Origin of the sequence: Paenibacillus sp. BT-177 (assembly GCF_025846815.2) — a bacterium.
GTDB lineage: Bacteria > Bacillota > Bacilli > Paenibacillales > Paenibacillaceae > Paenibacillus > Paenibacillus polymyxa_C.
This window is the reverse complement of record NZ_JAOYTP010000001.1, coordinates 789928-811426: the sequence shown is the minus strand read 5'-3', so window position 1 is coordinate 811426 and position 21499 is coordinate 789928. Positions and strand designations below refer to the sequence as shown.

General features: G+C 48.6%; 13 protein-coding genes. All 13 read left to right on the top strand.

The features are described from left to right. Nucleotides 1-157 precede the first annotated feature (157 nt). The 13 genes from addB to OIU26_RS03655 all read left to right on the top strand — a co-directional run bounded on the left by addB (nt 158) and on the right by OIU26_RS03655 (nt 21182). Nucleotides 158-3724 carry a helicase-exonuclease AddAB subunit AddB gene (gene addB, locus OIU26_RS03715; protein WP_264215963.1) on the top strand — a complete coding sequence of 1189 codons (3567 nt, stop codon included), beginning with the start codon at nt 158-160 and terminating at the stop codon, nt 3722-3724. Continuing rightward, the gene (addA, locus tag OIU26_RS03710; protein ID WP_264215962.1) at nt 3721-7740 is read left to right on the top strand and encodes a helicase-exonuclease AddAB subunit AddA; all 4020 of its coding nucleotides are present in this window, start codon (nt 3721-3723) and stop codon (nt 7738-7740) included. The genes addB and addA overlap by 4 nt, the downstream gene beginning before the upstream one ends. A gap of 30 nt (nt 7741-7770) precedes the next feature. Beyond that, nucleotides 7771-8955: an exonuclease SbcCD subunit D gene (locus OIU26_RS03705; protein ID WP_264215961.1), complete on the top strand. Its 1185-nt coding sequence runs from the start codon at nt 7771-7773 to the stop codon at nt 8953-8955. After that, nucleotides 8952-12341: an AAA family ATPase gene (locus OIU26_RS03700; RefSeq protein ID WP_264215960.1), complete on the top strand. Its 3390-nt coding sequence runs from the start codon at nt 8952-8954 to the stop codon at nt 12339-12341. The genes OIU26_RS03705 and OIU26_RS03700 overlap by 4 nt, the downstream gene beginning before the upstream one ends. 262 nt (nt 12342-12603) lie before the next feature. After that, complete coding sequence (locus OIU26_RS03695; protein ID WP_013372154.1) at nt 12604-13017, top strand: hypothetical protein; 414 nt, start codon at nt 12604-12606, stop codon at nt 13015-13017. Between the two features lie 348 nt (nt 13018-13365). Continuing rightward, nucleotides 13366-14709 carry a PLP-dependent aminotransferase family protein gene (locus tag OIU26_RS03690; RefSeq protein WP_264215959.1) on the top strand — a complete coding sequence of 448 codons (1344 nt, stop codon included), beginning with the start codon at nt 13366-13368 and terminating at the stop codon, nt 14707-14709. 162 nt (nt 14710-14871) lie between these two features. Next, nucleotides 14872-15231 carry a histidine triad nucleotide-binding protein gene (locus OIU26_RS03685; RefSeq protein ID WP_013372152.1) on the top strand — a complete coding sequence of 120 codons (360 nt, stop codon included), beginning with the start codon at nt 14872-14874 and terminating at the stop codon, nt 15229-15231. A gap of 170 nt (nt 15232-15401) precedes the next feature. Beyond that, nucleotides 15402-15575, top strand: coding sequence for a 30S ribosomal protein S21 (gene rpsU, locus OIU26_RS03680; protein WP_005547957.1), 174 nt, complete (start codon nt 15402-15404; stop codon nt 15573-15575). A gap of 16 nt (nt 15576-15591) precedes the next feature. Further along, nucleotides 15592-16035 (top strand): GatB/YqeY domain-containing protein, encoded by a 444-nt coding sequence (locus OIU26_RS03675; RefSeq protein WP_013372151.1) that lies wholly within the window; start codon nt 15592-15594, stop codon nt 16033-16035. Between the two features lie 281 nt (nt 16036-16316). Next, nucleotides 16317-17684, top strand: a complete 1368-nt coding sequence (locus tag OIU26_RS03670) for an NfeD family protein (RefSeq protein WP_264215958.1) — start codon at nt 16317-16319, stop codon at nt 17682-17684. Between the two features lie 42 nt (nt 17685-17726). After that, the gene (floA, locus tag OIU26_RS03665) at nt 17727-18728 is read left to right on the top strand and encodes a flotillin-like protein FloA (protein WP_016821594.1); all 1002 of its coding nucleotides are present in this window, start codon (nt 17727-17729) and stop codon (nt 18726-18728) included. Nucleotides 18729-18771: 43 nt separating this feature from the next. Beyond that, nucleotides 18772-19350 (top strand): hypothetical protein, encoded by a 579-nt coding sequence (locus OIU26_RS03660; protein ID WP_264215957.1) that lies wholly within the window; start codon nt 18772-18774, stop codon nt 19348-19350. Between the two features lie 422 nt (nt 19351-19772). After that, a complete protein-coding gene (locus tag OIU26_RS03655) occupies nt 19773-21182 on the top strand; it encodes an amino acid permease (protein ID WP_165079578.1) in 1410 nt (469 codons plus the stop codon). The last annotated feature ends 317 nt before the right edge of the window (nt 21183-21499 follow it).

Genomic DNA, 21499 nt, shown 5'->3' with positions numbered 1-21499 from the left:
TCCTGTAGAGAAGGCTTGCACCAAGCCATCCTGCGGGACTGTTTGTTTTTGAGAAGGGATCAATTGCTACAACATGGCAAACGTACGTTCTTTTCTCCTTTGCCTGATATGCTATACTGTTTAATAGAATGTTTTTGGTTGGAAAGGAGGCCGCATCATGTCGGTCCGCTTATTGATTGGCCGCTCTGGTAGTGGTAAAAGCACGTTAATCCGCAATGAAATGACGTCTATGTTACGTGAGGAGCCGCTAGGTAAACCTATGCTGTTACTTGTGCCCGAGCAATCGTCATTTGCTTCAGAGCATGCGTTGCTTACAGAAGCCGGAAACGGTATTCAGGGGTCGGTGCGCGCCCAGGTGATGGGATTCCATCGTCTTGCCTATTTAGTCATGCAGGAAACAGGGGGTTCAGCCCTGGTGCCTGTAACAGAAGAAGGCAAGAAGATGCTTTTATATAAAATTATTCGTCGTCGCAAGGATGAACTGAGTTTGTTTAAGGATTCGGGAGACCAACTCGGTTTTGTGGATCGGTTGAATACGTTGTTTACAGAGTTAAAGCAGTACGGAAATGATGCTCGGTCTGTACCGGAACAACTGGAGAGAATGCATGCTGCGGGGGAGTCCGCCCCGATATTAAGAGGCAAGCTGAAGGATATCAGTCTAATCTATGAGGATTTTGAACGGGAGCTGACGCTTAAATATATCGATGGTGAAGATACGCTTCGCATGCTAACAGAACAGATTGCACAGTCTTCACTTATACGCGGAGCAGATATTTGGATGGATGGCTACCGAAGGTTTACACCGCATGAATATAAGGTGGTGGAGCAGCTTATGCTGCACGCCTCCTCGCTGACGGTGGCGTTGACCTGTAACCGCAGCTACGAAAGTGGCCAGCTTCCGCATGAGCTGGATTTGTTTCATCCTTCGGCGGCTACCTACGTCAAGCTTAAAGGAATGGCAGACGAGCTGATGATTGAAACGCAGACACAGTTATTACGTCCCGATCCGATACCGAGATTTAAGGAGCGTCCAGCGTTGGCGTATTTGGAGGCTAATTTCGAACATCGTACAGGGCTGCGGAATCAGGAACAGCGGATGCGGCTACAGCAGCTACGAGAGCAATGGGCAGATACACAACCGGAGGGCATAAATCTGTATGCTGCGGCAAATCGCCGTGCCGAGCTGGAAGGAGCCGTACGCGAAATGCGCCGCCTGGCCCGTGAAGAGGGCGCGCGTTATCGGGAGATGGCCTTGTTTGTGCGTCATATTGAAGATTATGAGCCATGGGTGGAACCGATATTCAAGCAATATCAGGTCCCGGTATTTTTGGATCAGCGGAGAAGTATACTTCATCATCCCTTAGTGGAATTGATTCGGGCTTCACTGGATATCGTGCAGCGACGCTGGCGATATGAGGATGTATTTCGTGCGGTCAAAACAGACCTTCTATTGCCGCTGGACGGTCGAGTGAGCCGCGAGCAGATGGACCGTCTGGAAAACTATGTGCTGGCCTGTGGAATACAAGGTAGCCGTTGGACAGATGGCCGACTATGGCAGGCTGTGCCCAGTTTGTCGCTGGAGCTGGAGGAACAGGAACGTAACCGTCAACGGGATGAAACGCTGGATTTGATGGAGTTGTGCCGAGATGTGATTGTGACGCCTTTACATGCTTTTGAGAAGCGTATGGGTAAGGCACGAACGGCGCTCGAGAAGTGTGAAGCCGTGTATCTGTTGCTGGAGGATGCAGAAATTGGTCACAAGCTGGACGCCTTCATTCATCAGGCAGAGGAATCAGGAAATCCTGAGCAGGCGAAGGAGCACCGCCAGGTATGGGATGCGGTGCTTGAATTGCTGGATCAAATCGTCGAAATGATGGGTGATGAGAGACTGGATACTGCTTTGTTTGCGGGTGTGCTGGAAACGGGATTGGCTGAGTTCCGTATGGGGCTTGTTCCACCGGCTCTGGATCAGGTACTGGTCGGAAATACGGACCGTACACGTGTATCCGGTATTCAACATGCCTTTGTGCTAGGGATGAACGAAGGAGTAATGCCGGCTGTGTTCCATGAGGATGGTGTGCTGAATGAGCAGGAACGTACGGCATTGAACGAACAAGGCGTAGACCTGGCACCAGATATGACAAGACGTCTGTTGGACGAACGCTTTCTCGCTTATACGGCCCTTACCTCAGCCGGTAAAAGCCTATGGATGAGCTATGCGGTGACTGATGAAGAAGGCAAGCCATTGCTGCCGTCAGAGTTAGTGCGACATGTGCGGCAACTGCTTCCTGGTCTGGATGAACGTCCACTGGCCGGATACCCTTTGCCTGGAGACGCTTGGACGACGCAATGGGAGTATGCTTCCCATCCGTCCGAGGCTTTGCCGCAGCTCATTGCGCAATTACGGCATTGGCGGCGTGGCGGTGATATTTTATCTCCCTGGTGGGAGGTGTATAACTGGTATGCCAGCCAGCAGGGGCGTGAGAAGGACAAGCTGCGTCAGCTGTTGACCTCACTTTTTTACGAAAATCATGCCGAAATGCAGAAGGAAACGAGTCGCCGTCTATATGGCAGCAAGCTGCGCACCAGCGTATCTCGTATGGAACGTTTTGTCGCATGTCCATTTTCTCACTTTGCCTCTCACGGTCTTCGTTTGAAGGAACGTCAAATGTATCGTCTGAAGGCTCCGGATATCGGACAATTATTCCACGCAGCGCTTGGTGAGATGGCGATCAATCTGCGTGAACGCAATGTCAGCTGGGGAAGTCTCAGCACCGAGGAATGTCGCCAAGAGGCGGAAAGTACGGTTGAGCGTTTGGCACCTCGTCTGCAAGGCGAGATTTTAATGAGCTCCAAGCGGTATGGCTATATTTTGCGCAAGTTAAAAGACATCGTGAGCCGTGCTTCGCTAATTTTGGGTGAACATGCACGGAGAGGTAGCTTTGAGCCGATTGGGCTGGAGTTGGACTTTGGACCAGGTCAGCCGCTTCCTCCGTTAAGCTTCCGACTAGATAACGGCGTTGTGATGGAAATTGTCGGACGGATTGACCGTGTGGATGTGGCAGAAGGAGAAAAAGGATTACTTCTGCGTGTCATTGATTACAAGTCCAGCCAAAAGGATCTTAAGCTACATGAGGTGTATTACGGCTTGTCCCTGCAAATGCTCACGTACCTGGATGTGCTGTTGAATGCGGCGGAGGAATGGTTGGGCGAGACTGCTTATCCGGCGGGTACACTGTATTTTCACGTCCACAATCCGATGCTGCAATCACCTAATGGCCTTAGCGCAGAACAGGCTCGTCAGGAGCTTTTGAAACGCTTTAAGATGAAGGGATTGTTGCTTGCGGATCGGGATGTAGTTGGGCAAATGGATACAGCATTGGACAAGGGATATTCCTCTATTTTACCTGTTGCGGTGAAAGCAGACGGCAGTTTTTATAGCAGTGCTTCCGTTGCTTCGCCTGAACAGTGGGATAGCCTGTTAGCGTCGGTGCGCAATAACATTCGGACGATTGGTACACGGATGACAGAGGGCGATGTTGCCATTGAACCTTATCGCATCCAGCAAGAAACGGCATGTACCTTCTGTTCTTTTAAGCCTGTTTGTCAATTTGATGACAGTTTGGAAGGCAGTGATTACAACCAATGGGGGAAACCGGGTAAGGATCAGGTCTGGGATCTGCTCGGTCATACACAGGAAGGGAAAGGAGGAATGAAGCAATGATAGGCACGTCAAACGCTAAAGGCTTGCCGAAGCCGGAAGGAAGTATGTGGAGTGATGATCAGTGGCGTGCCATTTCGGAGTCTGGTAACAACATGCTGGTCGCGGCAGCGGCGGGTTCTGGTAAAACAGCAGTGCTGGTAGAGCGTATTATTCGCAAAATTGTCGATCCCCAGCTCGGCTTCAGTGTGGATCGGTTACTGGTGGCGACCTTTACGAAGGCTGCAGCCGCTGAAATGCGTCAACGGATACGCGAAGCCCTGGAACGTGTGCTGGAACAGGAACCGGAAAGTGAACATGTGCGCCGACAGCTATCGTTGTTGAATCGGGCTTCAATAACGACGCTTCACTCTTTTTGTATGGAGGTCATCCGCAGGCATTATCAGGCCATTCCTCTTGATCCCGGCTTTCGGATTATGAATGAGCATGAAACAGAATTGCTGCGCCAAGAGCTAATAGAAGAACTGTTTGAGGAGAAATATGAGGCCCATGATGAAGGCAGCACATTCCGCAGACTGGTCGACTGGTTTAGTGGAGAACGCACCGATGATGCCATGTATGTGCTTGTTCAGCGGTTGTATGACTTTTCGCAAAGTCATCCTTGGCCGGAGCATTGGCTGCGGGAGACGGCAGCAGCATTTCGTGTACAGGATGTAGCAGCTTTGGGGGAGACGCCCTGGGTTCGCAGTATTTTGGCGGATGCTGCACTTTCGTTGCGCGGAGCAGCGAGTTTGCTGGAGCAGGCGTATGAAACAGCTATGCAGCCTGGCGGTCCTGCACCCTATGCCATGACGCTGCAAGAAGATGCGGCGATGGTGAAGGAATTGCTGCAGGAGCTGGAGACACAGCCGTGGGCATCCCTGTATGATCATTTTCAGGTAGCGTCCTTTGGTAAGCTCAAGCCAGTCAAAAAAGATCAAACCGAGCCTGCATTGCAGGAACGGGCTAAGACGCTACGCGAGGCTGCCAAGAAAATGATTACAGATATGAAGGCTTCCCTGTTCGGTAGGAGAGCAGAAGCTTATTTGGAGGAACTGCATGCGACGGCTCCTCTGATGGACGAACTGGTGGAGACCGTGATTGCCTTCGGGGAACGATTTCAACAGCACAAGCAGTCAAAAGGACTGGTGGATTTCGGGGATTTGGAGCATTATTGTCTTAAAATATTAAGACATCCCGACTCTACTCCCTACAAGCTGCTACCTTCCGATGCTGCACTTGAATACAAGGCGCAGTTCGACGAGGTGTTGCTGGATGAGTATCAAGATACGAATACCGTACAGGAAGATATCGTTAGACTGGTATCACGCGAGGAACCGGGTAACCGTTTTATGGTGGGAGACGTGAAACAGAGTATTTATCGGTTTCGACTGGCCGAGCCAGGGCTGTTTTTGAATAAGTATCAACGGTACGGTATGCAGGAGCAGGAAGATGGCTTTTTGATTGATCTGGCGCGTAATTTTCGCAGTCGGGAGGAAGTTGTCGATGCGGTTAATTTGGTGTTCCGCCAGATTATGAGTGTGGATGTAGCGGAAATTGAATACGATGAACGAGCATGGCTGGTGCACGGCGCGTCCTATCCCGAGAAGACAGAGCAGGAAGCTGCGTCTGCATACGCACCTGAGCTGCTGTTAGTTGATAAAGGTGGACGTGGTCTTTCCGAGACTTTGGAGCTACCTGAAATGGGGGACGAATCGGCTTTACAGGAAAGTGAGCTGGCCGAGCTTGCGGAGCTCGAAACGGCACAGTTGGAGGCTCGTGCGATCGCGCAACGGATTAAGGAGCTGACTGGAGATACTGGACAACCACTGTTGATTTACGATAGGGGATTAAAAGCCATGCGTCCAGCAGTCTACGGTGATATTGTCATTTTGCTTCGTTCAGCAAGCGTATGGGCTCCCTTAATTGTCGAGGAACTGCGGCTTGAGGGCATTCCAGCCTCTGGAGAGCAGACGACAGGCTTTTTTAAGGCAACGGAAGTTGAAGTGATGTTGTCCCTCCTGCACATTATTGATAATCCGCAGCAGGACATCCCGCTTGCATCCGTGCTTCGTTCGCCAATTGTAGGCTTGACCGAAGATGAACTGGCACAAATTCGGCTAGAGAAGCCGGATGGATTATTTTATGATGCATTGCTGGCGGCAGCAGGGACTGAACAAGTCGAGCAGAGTGTAAAAGGGACTTCTGCTGACGTATTGGAGATGGATCTTTTCACTGAGGACTCGCTATCTCCACCCCACTCTGTCCATAGGGACGACGGCAATACGTTGTCTGCCCGACTACGTTCATTTTTGCGTAATTTGGACGCATGGCGGCAGGAAGCCAGACAAGGCAGCTTAAGCGCATTGATTTGGAATGTGCTGGAGGAAACAGGATATCTGGATTGGGTGAGTGGATTGCCTGGCGGCTCACAGCGTCAAAGCAACCTACGGGCCTTATATGACCGAGCGAGACAGTATGAGATTTCTACGTCCAACCGTGGCTTGTTCCGATTCCTGACCTTTATTTCCCGTCTGCGGGAGCGGGGCGGTGATTTAGGATCGATCAGTGGGGGGACTGAACCCGATCAGGCTGTCCGCATTATGACCATTCATAAAAGTAAAGGACTTGAATTTCCTGTCGTGTTTATTGCGGGGACGGCAAAAATGTTTAATCAGCAGGATCTGAATGCGCCGTTTCTTATGCACAAGGAGTTGGGATTTGGTCCTAAATATGTGGAGGAACAAAACCGTGTCAGCTACCCTACGCTGCCTAATTTAGCGATCCGTCGACGCTCACAGCTGGAGCTGTTGGCTGAAGAAATGCGTGTGCTATACGTAGCGCTTACGCGTCCGCGTGAAAAGCTGATTATGACTGGAACCGTGAAGGATCTCGCTTCCCGCGCAGCGGGTTGGGCACGTGCCAAGGAGCATACGGAAACAGTATTACCAGACTATATAGTGGCGGCAGGTCGCAGCTATCTGGACTGGGTAGGTCCTGCATTGATTCGGCATCCTTCTGCGATTTCGCTGAGGGAAGCGGCAGGTGATCAGGATGGGTATTATCACAGACTGGAACACATGCCGGGGGCAGACTGGTCATTTAAAATCGTAGCCTCAGAAACACTTTCTGGCTCTCGTGTGAACACGGATCAAGAAGAAGAGGTATCGGCCGAAGAGCGCCAAAAGAAAACAGAAGCACTGAGAAATGTCGAGCTAATCGAATTGAACGAAGAGAGTGAGACGGATGTTGCTGCGGCTCTTTCCTGGACCTACCCGTATGAACGGGCGGGCAAGACAGCAGCCAATACATCGGTCACAGAGATGAAAAGATGGCTGGAGATGCAGGAGATTGGATCGGACGATTGGCTGAATCTATCTTCTATCTCCCAACAAGCAGACTTACCAGAAGATCGTGAAAATTCTGACACTAGGGGCAGTCAATTACATTTGCGCAGACCTAAGTTTATGGGAAATCAGCGACTGACTCCTACGGAACGAGGGACGGTCTATCATACGTTGATGCTGCATTTGCCCTTAGATGGAGTCATGAGCGCTGAGGTTATCGAGGAAACAAAAGCTCGTTTGCTGAATCACCGCATCTTATTGGATGTTCATGCAGAGGCGTTGGATACGGATAAAATATTAAGATTTTTCTCAAGTGAGCTGGGGAGCAGAATGTTGCGTTCATCCCGTATTCAGCGTGAGCTTCCGTTTACTTATACCATGCGGGCAACCGATTACTGGAATCACAGTTTACCTGTGATGCTGTCAGAACAGAAGACAGTTACGGAAGGCGGGCAGGACGATAAAGTGCTGATGAACGGGATCATTGATTGTCTGTTCGAAACTCCCGAAGGACTGGTGCTGCTGGATTATAAAACAGACCAGGTCTCCGAATATCGTACGCTTTCACATTTAACGGACCAATATCGTTTTCAATTGGAGCTGTATGCCCGTGTGATTGAAGAGATTACAGGCAATAAGGTTGCTGAGAAATGGTTGTGTTTTATAGAAGCTGAAGAGAGTGTGCGGTTGTAGTTATATATAGATAGGGAGAGGGGGAATAGCATGCGGATTTTGCATACAGGTGATTGGCATTTGGGTCGCACGTTGGAAGGGCGAAGCCGCCTGAAGGAGCAGGAGGCGTTTTTGGAAGAATTGGTGAAAATGGCTGACGACCAGCAGGCTGATTTGATTATGATGGCTGGAGATGTGTACGACTCAGTCAATCCTTCGGCCGCCGCAGAGCAATTGTTTTATGAAGCATCTGCGCGTCTTACGGCTGGAGGAAGACCGCTAGTCGTCATTGCCGGCAATCATGATCAGCCGGAAAGGGTAGCCTCGGTCACCCCGCTGGTGAGCGGGCGTGGAATTACATTGCTGGGACTGCCTCATGGGGAAGCAGTACGCGTTCGTACACCGCGAACGGGCGAAATGGCATGTATTGCAGCCTTGCCATATCCCTCCGAGTCTCGTTTGAATGAGCTATTGTCTGAAGACGGAGATGAAACCATATTACGCGAGGCATATAGCCGCCGTGTAGGGATGCTGATGTCGCAGTTAGGTACAGCGTTTCAGCCCGATACCGTTAATTTGTCGATGAGCCATATTTATGTACTTGGCGGGCTGGAGTCGGATTCGGAACGCCCGATTCAGGTCGGGGGAGCTTATACCGTAGATCCGTCTGCTTTGAGCATTGGAGCGCAGTATACGGCTCTGGGTCATTTGCATCGTCCCCAATATGTGAAGGGCGATGGGCTGATGCGTTATAGTGGCTCTCCGCTGGCTTATAGCTTTTCCGAAGCTGGACAAGCCAAATCGGTTACGTTAATTGACGTGATTGCCGGCAAGCCAGCACAGGTTGAGGAATTGTATATTACCAGTGGACGACCATTAGTGAGGTGGCGAGCACGGGGAGGTCTGGAAGAGGTATATCGCTGGCTGGATGAAGGACTGGATGCTGATGCCTTTATTGACCTGGAAATTATGCTGGATGAAGCGATGTCAATGGGAGATATTCAACGGTTGCGCAAAAGCCGTGAAGGCATCATTCATATTCGTCCCGTGTACCCAGAAATGGCTGCGGCACAGTTGGAACAGCAACGTTCAGAACTGCCGGTTCATGAGCTGTTCCGGGCGTTTTACCAACGACAGACGGGCGGAGCACAGCCGGATGACGGATTAGTACAGTTGTTTCTGGAATTGGTAGAACAGGATGATGCAAGAGACCAAGCTGAGGAGGATGAGGTATGAAGCCGATCCTTCTGAAACTGGCAGGATTGCAAAGCTACCGGGAGTCGCAAGAAATTCGCTTTGACGATTTGACCGAAACGGGACTGTTCGGAATTTTTGGTCCAACGGGTAGTGGTAAATCAACGTTGCTGGATGCCATTACGTTGGCTATGTACGGTAAAGTGGAGCGGGCGGTGAATGGTACACAAGGCATTATGAATCATGCCGAGGATACGTTGTCTGTAGCATTTACGTTTGAATTAATGTCAGCTCAAGGACCTCGCCGTTACCGTGTAGAACGACGTTTCAAACGTGCAGGAGGCGTATCGGTTAATAATACGCTTAGCCGTTTTATTGCGTATACAGAAGACGGCGAGGAAGTGCTTGCCGACAAGGTACAGGATGTGACACGCTGTGTGGAGGAGTATATCGGCCTGAAAATGGACGATTTTACGCGCGCTGTCGTATTACCGCAGGGGAAGTTTGCGGAGTTTTTATCCTTAAAGGGCAGTGAACGCAGACAGATGCTGCAGCGTTTGTTCCATCTGGAGAAGTACGGAGATCAACTTGCACAGAAGCTGAGCCGCCGTGTGAAGGACAACGACATCGCCCTGAAATCGTTGGAAGCGGAGCAGCAAGGGCTGGGAGATGCGAGTGCTGAAGCGCTTGAGCTTGTAAAACTGCGTCTTAAAGAAGCGATTGACCATGCAGAAGCTTCGCGCCGCGAGCTAGAGCGTGTTTCACGGGAAGCGGAGGCGCTGAACAAAACACGGGAACTGGTCATTGAGCTTCGCCAAAGAGTGAACGAGCTGGAGGAGATGGCAAGACAGGAACCAGGCATTGCTTTGCTGGAGCGCAAGCTGCGGCAAGCATCTGCAGCGGAGGCGTTGCTGCCTGCACTGACGGATTGGAAAGAAGCCGTTGTCGAAGCAGAAAAACGACAGAGGAATGCTGAACAAATGGCAGTCCTGGCTGCCTCCGCAGCGGAGGCGGCGCTTGTATCTGTGCAAGCAGACGAGCAGGCTCGGCAAGCACTCAGTGCGGAAGAACCAAAGCTGTTGCTTCGGATCGACCAACTGGAGCAGGCACTTCAACTGGAACGTGATACGGAAGTGCTGCGGACTGAACGGGAACGTTTGGCGGTCGAGCTGGCGCATAGCGAACAAACCCTTGCTGAGCATGCCGCAGGTCTCGTAAAGGAACAAGAGTTACAGACACGAGGTTTGAAGCGGCAGCAGGAGATTCAACAGGAGTTGAAGCAAAATGAAGTGCGGGCAGATGAGCGGCGTATGCTGCAAGAGGCTGTGCAGCGGCTGCAACAGCTGGAGACAGCGAATGAGCAATGGCGTGAAGCTGAACAGGAGTATTCCACTCAGGAGAAACGGCTTGCGCTAGCAGACGAACGTTTAAAGCTAATGGAGCAGGAGTCACAGGAGACGGAGGCACGGCGTTCTATTCTTGCTGCACAAGTGGCTGAAGGCATTGAGGCGTTCCTGGCGCTGGAGGCGGAAATTACAGCCGACGTGTCGGCACTGGCTGCCGAGGAGGAGCAGCTGCGTCACGAGCTCCGTGCCGAGGAGCTCGGACGTCTCGCGCAGCACCTCGCTGCCGAGCTGCGCGAAGGAGAGCCATGCGCAGTGTGTGGCTCTCTGCATCACCCTGCGCCTGCTGCTGTTGTGGCCCATGGGGCGGATTCCTCTGCGCCGGATGAGCTGCATCGCCTGCGGCTCGGCCTACAGGAGCTGCGCCTCACGCTGCGCCAGCAGTTGCACGAGCAGCGCAGCCTGCTTGCGCAGCCCGCCGCTGCAGACAGCGGCGCTGCCGCCACAGGCGAGCCTTTTACGCCTGCGGCTGCTATGCCTCGCGGTGTCGCCGTATGGGCGGAGCGCTGTACAGCGCTGGAGCGTGCTGCGGCTGAGCTGGCAGCTCGTGCGCATACGCTGCCTGCCGAGGCACAGGCACTGCGTGAGGCGGACGCCGCCGGACAGCAGCGGCGTATCCGTGCAGCCGCCGAGCACGAGGCGGCGGTTGCAGCACTGGCGCAGGCGCGCAGCAAGCGTGAGGTATGCACCACACGCAGCGAAGGGCTGCGCGCCAAATGGGCGGCGCAGCTGCCGGATGTCGGCCCGGACCAAGCTGCGGAGCGTTATCGCGCCATGCAGGAGCGCGACCGGCGTGCGGAGGAGCTGCGATCTCGACTGGAGACGAGCGTGACTTTCCTCGAAGAAAAGGCAGCGCGTGTACAGCAGATACAGCAAAGCATTATCGAGGAAGACAAAATCATTATTGCCCGTCGTACAGGGCTGCAAAGTAAAGATGATTTGCTGCGTGAAAAGCTAGAACAGCTACGGAAGTGGGTTGGAGAAGGCCAAGCAGCCTCATTGCTGGAAGAAGCGACCTCACGCTTGTTGGGACTGAAAAACGGAGCCGAAGCCGCTGCACGCCGCCGTACCGAAGCGGAAGAACGTAAGCAGCAGGCCGTTCATGCTTCACTGATAGCGCGACAGGCCTCCGACTCGGCAGAAGAAAGACGGCAGACGGCAGAATCCCGTTGGGGTATCCGTCTGGAAGCTTCCTCTTTTGCTACGGAAGCAGAGGTCATGGAATGCTGCTTGGGACCGGAAGAAGCTGCACGTTATGAGCGTGAAGTAAGTTTGCACCGAGAACGGGAGAAGGAGCTGTCTTCCCGCTTAAAGCATGTCGAAGAGCAGTTGAATGGAGCAACAGTAACAGAGGAACAGTGGGAAACGACCACTGCGAGGCTGCGTGATTGCCGTGCACGCGACGAAGAGGCGCTTCAGAATCGCGCCAAGGCTGAGCGTGATTTAGAGGACTTGCAGCGTCGGCACGTCCGCTGGATGGAGCTGGAGTCCAATCGCTTACACCTGCGTAGCGAGGCGGAAAAAATGTCCAAGCTCCAGTCTGTTTTTCGAGGTAATGCCTTCGTTGAATATATTGCCGAAGAGCAGCTCATGCAGGTCAGCCAATCTGCTTCACGCCGCCTGCGTTTTCTGACTAAGCAGCGCTATGCGCTAGAAGTAGATTCCAGCGGTGGTTTTGTTATTAGTGATGATGCCAACGGTGGAGTCAAACGTCCGGTATCGACCTTGTCCGGCGGCGAAACGTTCCTGACCTCTTTGTCGCTTGCGCTTGCGCTGTCAGCTCAAATTCAATTGCGGGGCCAATACCCTCTTCAATTTTTCTTTCTGGATGAAGGCTTTGGAACGTTGGACCCTGAACTGCTTGACACAGTAATTACCTCGCTAGAAAAGCTGCATCACGATCAATTATCTGTTGGTGTGATTAGTCATGTGCCTGAATTGCGGGCCCGGCTCCCACGCAAGCTAGTTGTTCTTCCCGCAGAGCAGGCTGGTGGAGGCTCTCGTGTGGTTATGGAAACATTTTGAAGCAATGTGATACGGATCACAGATACAGTTTCAAACTGTTGTTATAATACAGCTAAGCCGACAAGTTAATCATACAGCACCCCGGCGGACGTATGCTGCGGAAGAAATCTTCCCGTCATACGTCCGTTCAGAGGGGCTCTGCCAAGAGCTCCCGGGGTGCTTCTTTTTTTTTGTAAGCCGGAATTCGCCCAATTTGATGTAGCACATAGCCCGTTTTTGAATAACATACGGTATACATGCAAGAGCCTAGGAGGAAACAACCATGGAAAAAAGCATGACAACCGAAAATGTTACAGCATCGCAACAGATGGATGCTAAAACACTATGTCAACAGCATATGCATCGTTATGTATGCGTATGGGTAAAGGACGGGACAATGTATGACGGAATTGTAGAGCATGTGGATGATGAAAAGATATACTTAGCTGTTCCTATGGGTGGAGAAGAAATGGAGAATGTTAATCTCCCCTATCCGCCTAACAATTGTGGATGCGGCTCTCGTGCTTATGGCGGCTATGCATCTTATCCTCCGTACCCTCCGTATCCTTATCCGTACCCTTACCCGGTCCCAGTACCCGCCTATGCGTACGGATTCCCATACGGACGTCGCCGCTTTAATCGTTTGATTCTGCCACTTGCTGCGTTGACAGCGATTAGCTTACTGCCTTACTACTAATCCGATCTCCTTCGTTGCCTAACCATCGTATACTCTCTCCCGCCTACAGCTCTTGTAAAGTACAAGTGGCTAGATAGGCGTATCCATACATCATCACTAAGTAAGGCTGTTTCTTCCAGTATGAAGAAACAGCCTCTTTTTCACATCTACCGTCTCTATATACAAATGAGCTATAAGGTTACAGCCTTTGGCGAGGTTACAATGATTTATGGATGACAACTGTATGGGTACAGTTTAATGAAAAGAGGTATCCTGTTTATCTATAAACCATGTTAACATCAAGCATGTACAGAAACATAAGAAGGAATAAGCATGTAAAAGGATGTACAGAACAGGCAGGAGGATATCGTGAAAAAATATGTTTCGATTTTATTAGATATAGAGCTTAAAATTCGCGAGGGACAATATAGATCTGGTTACAAGCTACCATCGGTCCGTGATGCTTCGGAGCTATACAAGTGCAGCAAAAGTACAATTCTGCGAGCTTATGCTGAACTTGAAAGGAAGCATGCCATTTATTCCATACCGCAAAGCGGATACTATGTAGTGGAAAATCCCAGCGACGTACACCATAGCGATATTTCAGACTGCGTTGATTTTGCTTCAGCGTCCCCGGATTTAAATGTTTTTCCCTATCTGGATTTTCAGCATTGTCTAAATCAGGCTATTGATACCTACAAATATCATCTGTTCACTTACGGGGATTCGCAAGGATTGGAAACATTACGACATACGCTCGTCTCCCATTTGGCTGATACTCAGGTATTTGCAAAAACAGATCGGATTATCGTTACTTCAGGTGTTCAACAGGCATTAGAGATACTCGCAAAAATGCCGTTTCCCAATGGCAAAGAAAAGATTTTGGTCGAGCAGCCCAGCTACGATATTTATTTGCGTTTTTTGGAGGAAGAGAGCATACCCGTCAATACGATTGCACGGACAGCGGAAGGTCTGGATTTTCATGAGTTGGAGAATCAATTTAAGCAGGAGAACATCAAATTTTTTTATACGATGTCAAGGCATCATAATCCTCTAGGTATCTCATATAACACGGAGGAACGAAAAACGATAGCTGCCTTGGCCGCCAAATATGATGTGTACATCGTAGAAGATGACTATATGGCTGATTTGGGAGTTGATCATCTTGTTGATCCCATTTATGCATACGATCAGACAGAGCACACTATTTACTTGAAAAGCTTCTCCAAAATCATTTTCCCTGGCTTGCGATTAGGGGTTGCGGTACTGCCAGAAAGCCTATTAAAGGCGTTCAGTAGCTATAAACGATATGTTGACACATCGATTTTGTCTCAGGCAGCACTTGATATCTATATTAAAAATGGAATGTATGAACGCCATAAACACACGATATCCAAACTATATTCGGAGCGCGTTCGTATTTTGAACAAGGCGGTGGAGCGATACAATCAGACTGGGTACATCCAAACTCCAGCTGCAACCTCAGGCGTTTATATGCAGTTTAAGCTGCCGAGGACGGTGAATTTGGAACGTTTGGTACACAGCCTTAACGCCAGAAACATCCAGGTTGTAGCTGGCAAAGGCTTTTATTTATCAAGCTACAGGGAACAAGAAAAATTTTTGCGCATAAGTATCTCGCGTGCACAGCCAGACCAAATTGATCAAGGGGTTAAATCTATAATAGAGGAAGTTAGTAAGGGAAACTGGTATTAAGCCCCATTTTCCGTTATGATACATATAGAAACACAGGCATAACCAATTATGATTGATTATGTTTCTGTTTGGTGTGAAAAATACATAACTTTGAATGCCGACAGCAAGGACTGCTTGTGTATAATTGCTGATGATCGGCTCACTGCCAAAGGAGGGTTTTGAATGGACGATCTGTTTTTGAAAATTGTAGATGGAAGCATCCCCAGCAAAAAGGTGTTGGAAACCGACAATGTGCTCGCATTTCATGACATCCAGCCTGCGGCGCCAGTACACGTGCTCATTATTCCAAAAAAATACATTCCTTCAATGAATGCTGTAACGGAGGAGGATCTTCCTCTTATCGCGGAGATCCATCGTGTTGCGGTTGAGGTTGCGAAAAAGTTAGGAATTGCTGAGTCTGGTTATCGGTTGATTAACAACTGTGGCCCGGATAGTGGACAAGCGGTAGGGCATCTGCATTATCACTTGCTGGGCGGCGCCAAATTAGGTGCCTTGACAGGTATTTCGGACTCGCATTCTTAAAAATGACAGAGCTAGTCTTTTCAGTAATGCGGAACTGACGGGAAAAAAGGTTCCTTCTATGTACTCATTTTTTCTTATAGGTTGACACCTGGTTTCCGTTTCACCTATAATAAAATTTGATGAACCGTGTTATTGCTCTTGGACGGTCTGGTCGGAGGGAGGGAAAACTGGTGTCTGAAACTAAAGTTCGCAAAAACGAGACAATTGATGCTGCACTTCGTCGCTTTAAACGTTCCATTGCTAAGGATGGCGTATTGGCTGAGGTGAAGAAACGCAAGCATTATGAAAAGCCAAGCGTAAAGCGCAAGAAAAAGTCCGAGGCTGCTCGTAAGAGAAAGTTCTAGGAGGATCTAAGTAATCATGAATTTGAGCGAACGATTGAACGAAGATATGAAGCAAGCAATGAAGAGTAAGGACAAGTTCAAACTCTCCACCATTCGAATGGTTCGTTCTACGATTAAAAATCTTGAAATAGATTTGAAACGGAATTTGGACGACAACGAAGTGCTTGATATTCTGAGTCGTGAGATCAAACAGCGAAAAGATGCCCTCCATGAGTTTGAAAAAGCCGGTCGTGATGAACTTGCGACAAGCACTAAAGCAGAAATAGAGATCATCGCTCAGTACCTTCCTGAACAACTTTCTGAAGAAGAAATTAAAGTTATTGTACAGCAGACCATCCAGGAAACCGGTGCTTCTTCGAAAGCCGAGATGGGGAAAGTAATGACGGCCTTAATGCCTAAGGTAAAAGGTCGTGCTGACGGTAAGCTCGTGAACCAGGCGGTTCAGCAATTTCTGCAATAAACCCTGCGACAAACAGGAAAATACAACACCCTCTGTTTACAGAGGGTGTTATTTCTATATGTGTGATGCCTGCCATAAAAGAGAATGGTGAAAACTCCTTTTTTTGAAAGCGCTTCCTGTAATTGTGTGAAACGTGATGCCTGTTAGGGGCGTAAAGTATTTGACAGGCGTCAGGATTAGCAATATACCCAATAATTTCACATTAAATCCTGAAAACTGTATAGTTTGTCTAACAAAGTTTGGTATGCTGTAACAAGGAGAGATTGAAAGGGGGGAAAGAAATGCATAGAGAACATCACCACTCCAGCCGCAAATTGATCTTTTTAACGTTGTGGATTATGATATCAGTTCTGTTGTTACCCTTAGTTTATTCTGGATCAGCGGTGGCTCAAACAAAGGGTGGAGCTGTGTTTGTTATACCAGTTGATCAGGAAATTGAACAGGGTCTGGGCAAATTTATGGAGCGTGGATTTGCAGAAGCAGTTGATTCTAAAGCAGGTCTGATTTTACTGGATATTAACACACCTGGCGGACGGGTAGATACAGCGGAGAAGCTGGGCAAACTGATTAAAGACAGTCCTATTCCGACCGTAGCCTATATAAAAGGTGAAGCGGCCTCAGCGGGTAGCTATATTGCGTTGAGTGCTAACAAGATTGCTATGAAACCGGGGAGTATTATCGGAGCAGCGGCGTTAGTAGACGGCAGGGGGAATGCTATTACAGACCCCAAAACGATAGCTTGGTGGAAGAGTAGCATGGCATCTGCCGCAGAAGCTGGCGGACGCAATCCTGATATCGCTAGAGGCATGGTCGACTCCAAAACGACTGTATCTATCCCGGAGATGAACTTTAATAAGGAAAATGGCCAGATCATTTCTTTAACCAGTGAGGAAGCGCTGAAATTGGGGTACGCGGATCACATCGCGTCTTCGGAACAAGAAGTTATCCAGTGGATGGGCTACAGTACAGATGATGTAATCCATGTGGAGCGCACATGGGCTGAAAAAGCAGCCGAGATATTGACCAACCCGATCGTGCAGACATTGCTTTTATTTGTTGGTATCACGGGTGTAGTTATTGAACTGCTTGTACCTGGCTTTGGTGTACCGGGAATTTTAGGTGTACTTGGATTTGGTTTGTATTTCTTTGGTAATTATATCGCTGGCTTTGCAGGTTCGGAGACGTGGCTGTTGTTCATTATCGGTCTGGCACTGCTTATACTTGAAATGTTCATTCCAAGCTTTGGCATTCTGGGTATTTTGGGTTCCATCAGCCTTGTCGCGGGTGTAGTCCGTGCTGCATACAACATGCAGCATGCGTTTATATCGTTGGGGATTGCTTTTGCAGCGGCTGTTGCCGTGGTGGCGATCATCGCGGTTGTCTTTAAGGACCGAGGGATATGGAACCGTTTTATACTTCAGGAACGTTTAACGGCTGACCAAGGGTTTTCTTCGGTTGTGAATCGGGAAACGTTACTAGGTCAGAGGGGTGTCAGTCTGACCCCATTACGTCCAGCTGGAACGGTGCTAATCGCTGACGAGCGAGTGGATGTCGTAACGAATGGGGAGTTTATCGCCCCGGATATGCCGATTATCGTATCCAAAGTAGAAGGCGGGCGAATTGTAGTCAAGGCAGACGCGAGCGTCTAGCAAGCTAACAACGAAGAATTAGATTAATGGAGGATGATGCGAGTGTTCGAATCGGGTATTGTCAGTATTTTGCTGATTGCCGTAGTAGTGATTATTGTATTGAGTGTGTTTTTTAGTTTCTTCCCGGTGATGCTGTGGATTTCGGCGCTGGCTTCGGGTGTGCGGATCGGTATCATTACGCTAGTAGCTATGCGGTTGCGGCGCGTCACGCCAAGCCGAATTGTCAATCCCCTCATTAAGGCTACCAAAGCTGGTCTGGGCTTGAATATCAATCAGCTGGAAAGTCATTTTCTCGCAGGGGGGAATGTAGACCGAGTGATCAATGCGTTGATTGCCGCGCAGCGCGCTAACATTCCGCTTGAATTTGAACGTGCGGCTGCGATTGATCTTGCGGGACGGGATGTTCTGCAAGCGGTCCAAATGAGCGTTAATCCGCGTGTTATTGAGACGCCTATTGTTGCTGCGGTCGCCAAGGATGGTATCGAAGTAAAGGTTAAAGCTCGTGTTACGGTACGTGCCAACATTGATCGACTCGTCGGCGGTGCAGGAGAAGAAACGATTATTGCTCGGGTTGGTGAAGGTATCGTAACAACGGTTGGTTCCAGTAACTCGCATAAAGACGTGCTGGAAAACCCAGATTCCATTTCGAGAACCGTATTATCCAAAGGTTTGGATGCAGGGACAGCATTTGAGATTCTATCGATTGATATTGCAGATGTTGATGTAGGTAAAAATATCGGTGCCTTCCTGCAAACAGAGCAGGCGGAAGCCGACAAACGTATTGCGCAGGCAAAAGCCGAAGAACGGCGTGCGATGGCTGTAGCGCAAGAACAGGAAATGAAGGCACGTGTTGTAGAAATGAGAGCGCGCGTGGTGGAATCTGAATCCGAAGTGCCTCTGGCAATGGCTGAAGCGCTGCGTAGCGGTAAACTTGGCGTCATGGACTATATGAATTTAAAAAATATTGAGGCAGATACGCAAATGCGTAGTTCCTTAGGCAAACCGAATGAGAACTCGGGGAATGATAACAAGAACCGGGATTAACTAACGGACGGGCCGATGAACTATAGCAGTTAGGCGGTGAGTAATGAATTTTATCAGCTGGATCTTTGACCATTTGTATATCTTGATCGTGATTGGCTTTGCACTGGTGTCCTTTTTGGGGAAAAGCATTCAAGGTGGAGATCGGAAATCTCCCCCGCGGCAAGGTATGCCTACCTTTGGTGGTGATCATGATTCGCGCGGGTCCTCGACGTCGTCCAGACCTTTCACAACGGAACCTGAGATAGAGCGACGTCAGCAAGATGTTACTGGAGAGCTGCAACGTCAATTTCCTAATGAGCGACGGGCGGTGATGGAAGCTCGTCGTATAGAAGAAGTGGGAGACGGGCTGAAAAAGGAAGAACAGATGGACCAAGATTCATTAGATAACGGTACGACTCTAGAGGATCGGATTCGTATTATGGAAGAAGAGCGAAGGATGGTTTTAGCCCGACTCGATCGTATATCCAATGCGAGTGATTCGGAGGAAATTACAGATGGGCTAGAGCAAACTTCGCAAGAGAGTGGTACAGTGAATGCAGCTGACCTACGCAGAGGTGTAATTTGGGCAGAGATATTAGGGCCTCCGCGTTCCAAGCGTTACATGGGTGGAGGAAGACGCTAAAATAATCGTAGATCCGTCACGGCTTTGGCTGTGGCGGATCTTTTTTTACGATGTTTTTAGCGATACATAAACATGCTGGAATAAAAAAAGACTTAACGGCAAATGCTCTAATTACCTGACAGCGAATGTGAAGATCTCATATATGCTACATTTTTCTCACATTTACTGTCATCTAAAAAGACGGCATTTTGTCTAATTTGGAATCCGATTTGTGAAAATATATTCGTGAAAAATGATCAAATGTAACAATGTGAACGAAGCTTACCAAAAGTCGTTTTCATTTTTTCTTTTTTATATATAATGTTCACAACGATAGAACTTATGAAAATTTACCCCATATTTAGCTAAAATTTGATTTATATCGAGGTGATATTACAGGGTTATACAAAAAGTAAAAATTTATGTTTAGGAGGATGGGATGGATGGGGAATAGCTTGTTCAGAAAGAAGAACATTGATCAGCTGATCGCCGCTACACGGGGAGAAAAGGCGCTTAAAAGGGAATTGGGTGCGTTCGATTTAACAATGCTTGGGATTGGAGCCATTATTGGAACGGGGATTTTTGTTTTGACAGGTACGGGAGCAGTTACGGCTGGACCGGGCTTGGTATTGTCTTTTGTGATCGCGGGGCTCGCTTGTTTATTCGCCGCACTGGCTTATGCCGAGTTTGCTTCCACTGTTCCAGTATCCGGTTCTGTTTACACTTTTACATATGCTACGATGGGAGAGCTATTGGCTTTTATAATCGGATGGGATTTAATTTTGGAATATATGTTGGCCGCCAGCGCTGTTTCTGCAGGTTGGTCGGGTTATTTTGTATCCTTTTTGAAAGGAATTGGTCTTCATATCCCGATTGAATTCACTGCTGCGCCAGGAGCTTTAAAAGACCGAGCTACTTATTTTAATCTTCCAGCTTTTTTAATTTTGATGGCTATCACGTTCTTGCTTTATTTTGGGATAAAAGAATCCAAACGAATTAACAATATCATGGTTATTGTTAAAATTGTTGTCGTTTTATTGTTTATCATTGTTGCTATTAAATATGTAAAGCCAGACAACTGGACACCGTTTATGCCATTTGGGTTCAGTGGGGTGTTTGGAGCCGCAGCCCTTGTGTTTTTCGCTTTCATTGGCTTTGATGCCGTTTCATCAGCCGCTGAAGAAACCAAAAATCCAGCTCGTGATTTACCGCGTGGCATTATTTTCTCACTTGCTATCTGTACGCTTTTGTACGTGATCGTTAGCGCGATTATGACAGGTATTGTGCCGTATATGCAATTTGAAGGTATCTCCCATCCTGTGTCATTGGTTTTGCAGGTTGCCGGTCAGAACTGGGTGGCGGGTATTGTGGATATCGGAGCCATCTTGGGGATGACAACGGTCATGCTGGTAATGCTATATGGTCAAACTCGTATTATGTTTGCGATGTCACGTGACGGCTTAGTTCCTAAAGTATTGTCAAAGGTTCATTCCAAATATAAAACGCCCTATATTAACACCTTGTTTTTTGGTACTTTATCTGCATTAATGGGTGGGTTGATCCCGCTGGATGAGTTAGCAAGCTTGGTGAACATTGGAACCTTATCAGCATTTATTCTGATTTCGGTCGCTGTCATAGTGATGAGAAAAACACAACCCGATTTGCCAAGAGCTTTCCGATGTCCTGGGGTTCCATTTATTCCAATTCTGGCTATCATTTCATGTGGGGTGCTTATTCTTAATCTGAATGGTCAAACGTTTATTCGTTTTATCATTTGGCTTGTTATTGGTATTGCCGTTTACTTTTTATACTCCAGAAAAAACTCGCTTTTGAATCAGGATTCCGAAAACTAACCATTTCATACTGTGAAATTAAAAAGACAACCTTGTTTTGATATGAAAACGAGGTTGTCTTTTTTTTATGTGAATTTTAGAAAGTACGGTCTTTTTCCTCTTTAATATTGCAGTTGCTACGAATTGTAAGTTTAGCCTCATAAATGCGATGACTGGATCATAAAATGTACAGTACAGATATCTGTGACGCTGGTACAACAGCATCCAGTGATGATCGAGATATAGGATGAAACCGATTGGTAATAACAAGCGATTAAAAAAAGCAGCATAGCTGCCATCAAAATAATTATTAGCCGTTGGATAACAGTTATTTTGAT

Bases quoted from the DNA above. Each gene is read 5' to 3' on its own strand.
- addA (WP_264215962.1), top strand. From the start codon at position 3,721: ATGATAGGCACGTCAAACGCTAAAGGCTTGCCGAAGCCGGAAGGAAGT.
- OIU26_RS03670 (WP_264215958.1), top strand. From the start codon at position 16,317: ATGCATAGAGAACATCACCACTCCAGCCGCAAATTGATCTTTTTAACG.
- OIU26_RS03695 (WP_013372154.1), top strand. From the start codon at position 12,604: ATGGAAAAAAGCATGACAACCGAAAATGTTACAGCATCGCAACAGATG.
- OIU26_RS03705 (WP_264215961.1), top strand. From the start codon at position 7,771: ATGCGGATTTTGCATACAGGTGATTGGCATTTGGGTCGCACGTTGGAA.
- OIU26_RS03655 (WP_165079578.1), top strand. From the start codon at position 19,773: ATGGGGAATAGCTTGTTCAGAAAGAAGAACATTGATCAGCTGATCGCC.
- OIU26_RS03660 (WP_264215957.1), top strand. From the start codon at position 18,772: ATGAATTTTATCAGCTGGATCTTTGACCATTTGTATATCTTGATCGTG.
- addB (WP_264215963.1), top strand. From the start codon at position 158: ATGTCGGTCCGCTTATTGATTGGCCGCTCTGGTAGTGGTAAAAGCACG.
- OIU26_RS03685 (WP_013372152.1), top strand. From the start codon at position 14,872: ATGGACGATCTGTTTTTGAAAATTGTAGATGGAAGCATCCCCAGCAAA.
- OIU26_RS03700 (WP_264215960.1), top strand. From the start codon at position 8,952: ATGAAGCCGATCCTTCTGAAACTGGCAGGATTGCAAAGCTACCGGGAG.
- OIU26_RS03675 (WP_013372151.1), top strand. From the start codon at position 15,592: ATGAATTTGAGCGAACGATTGAACGAAGATATGAAGCAAGCAATGAAG.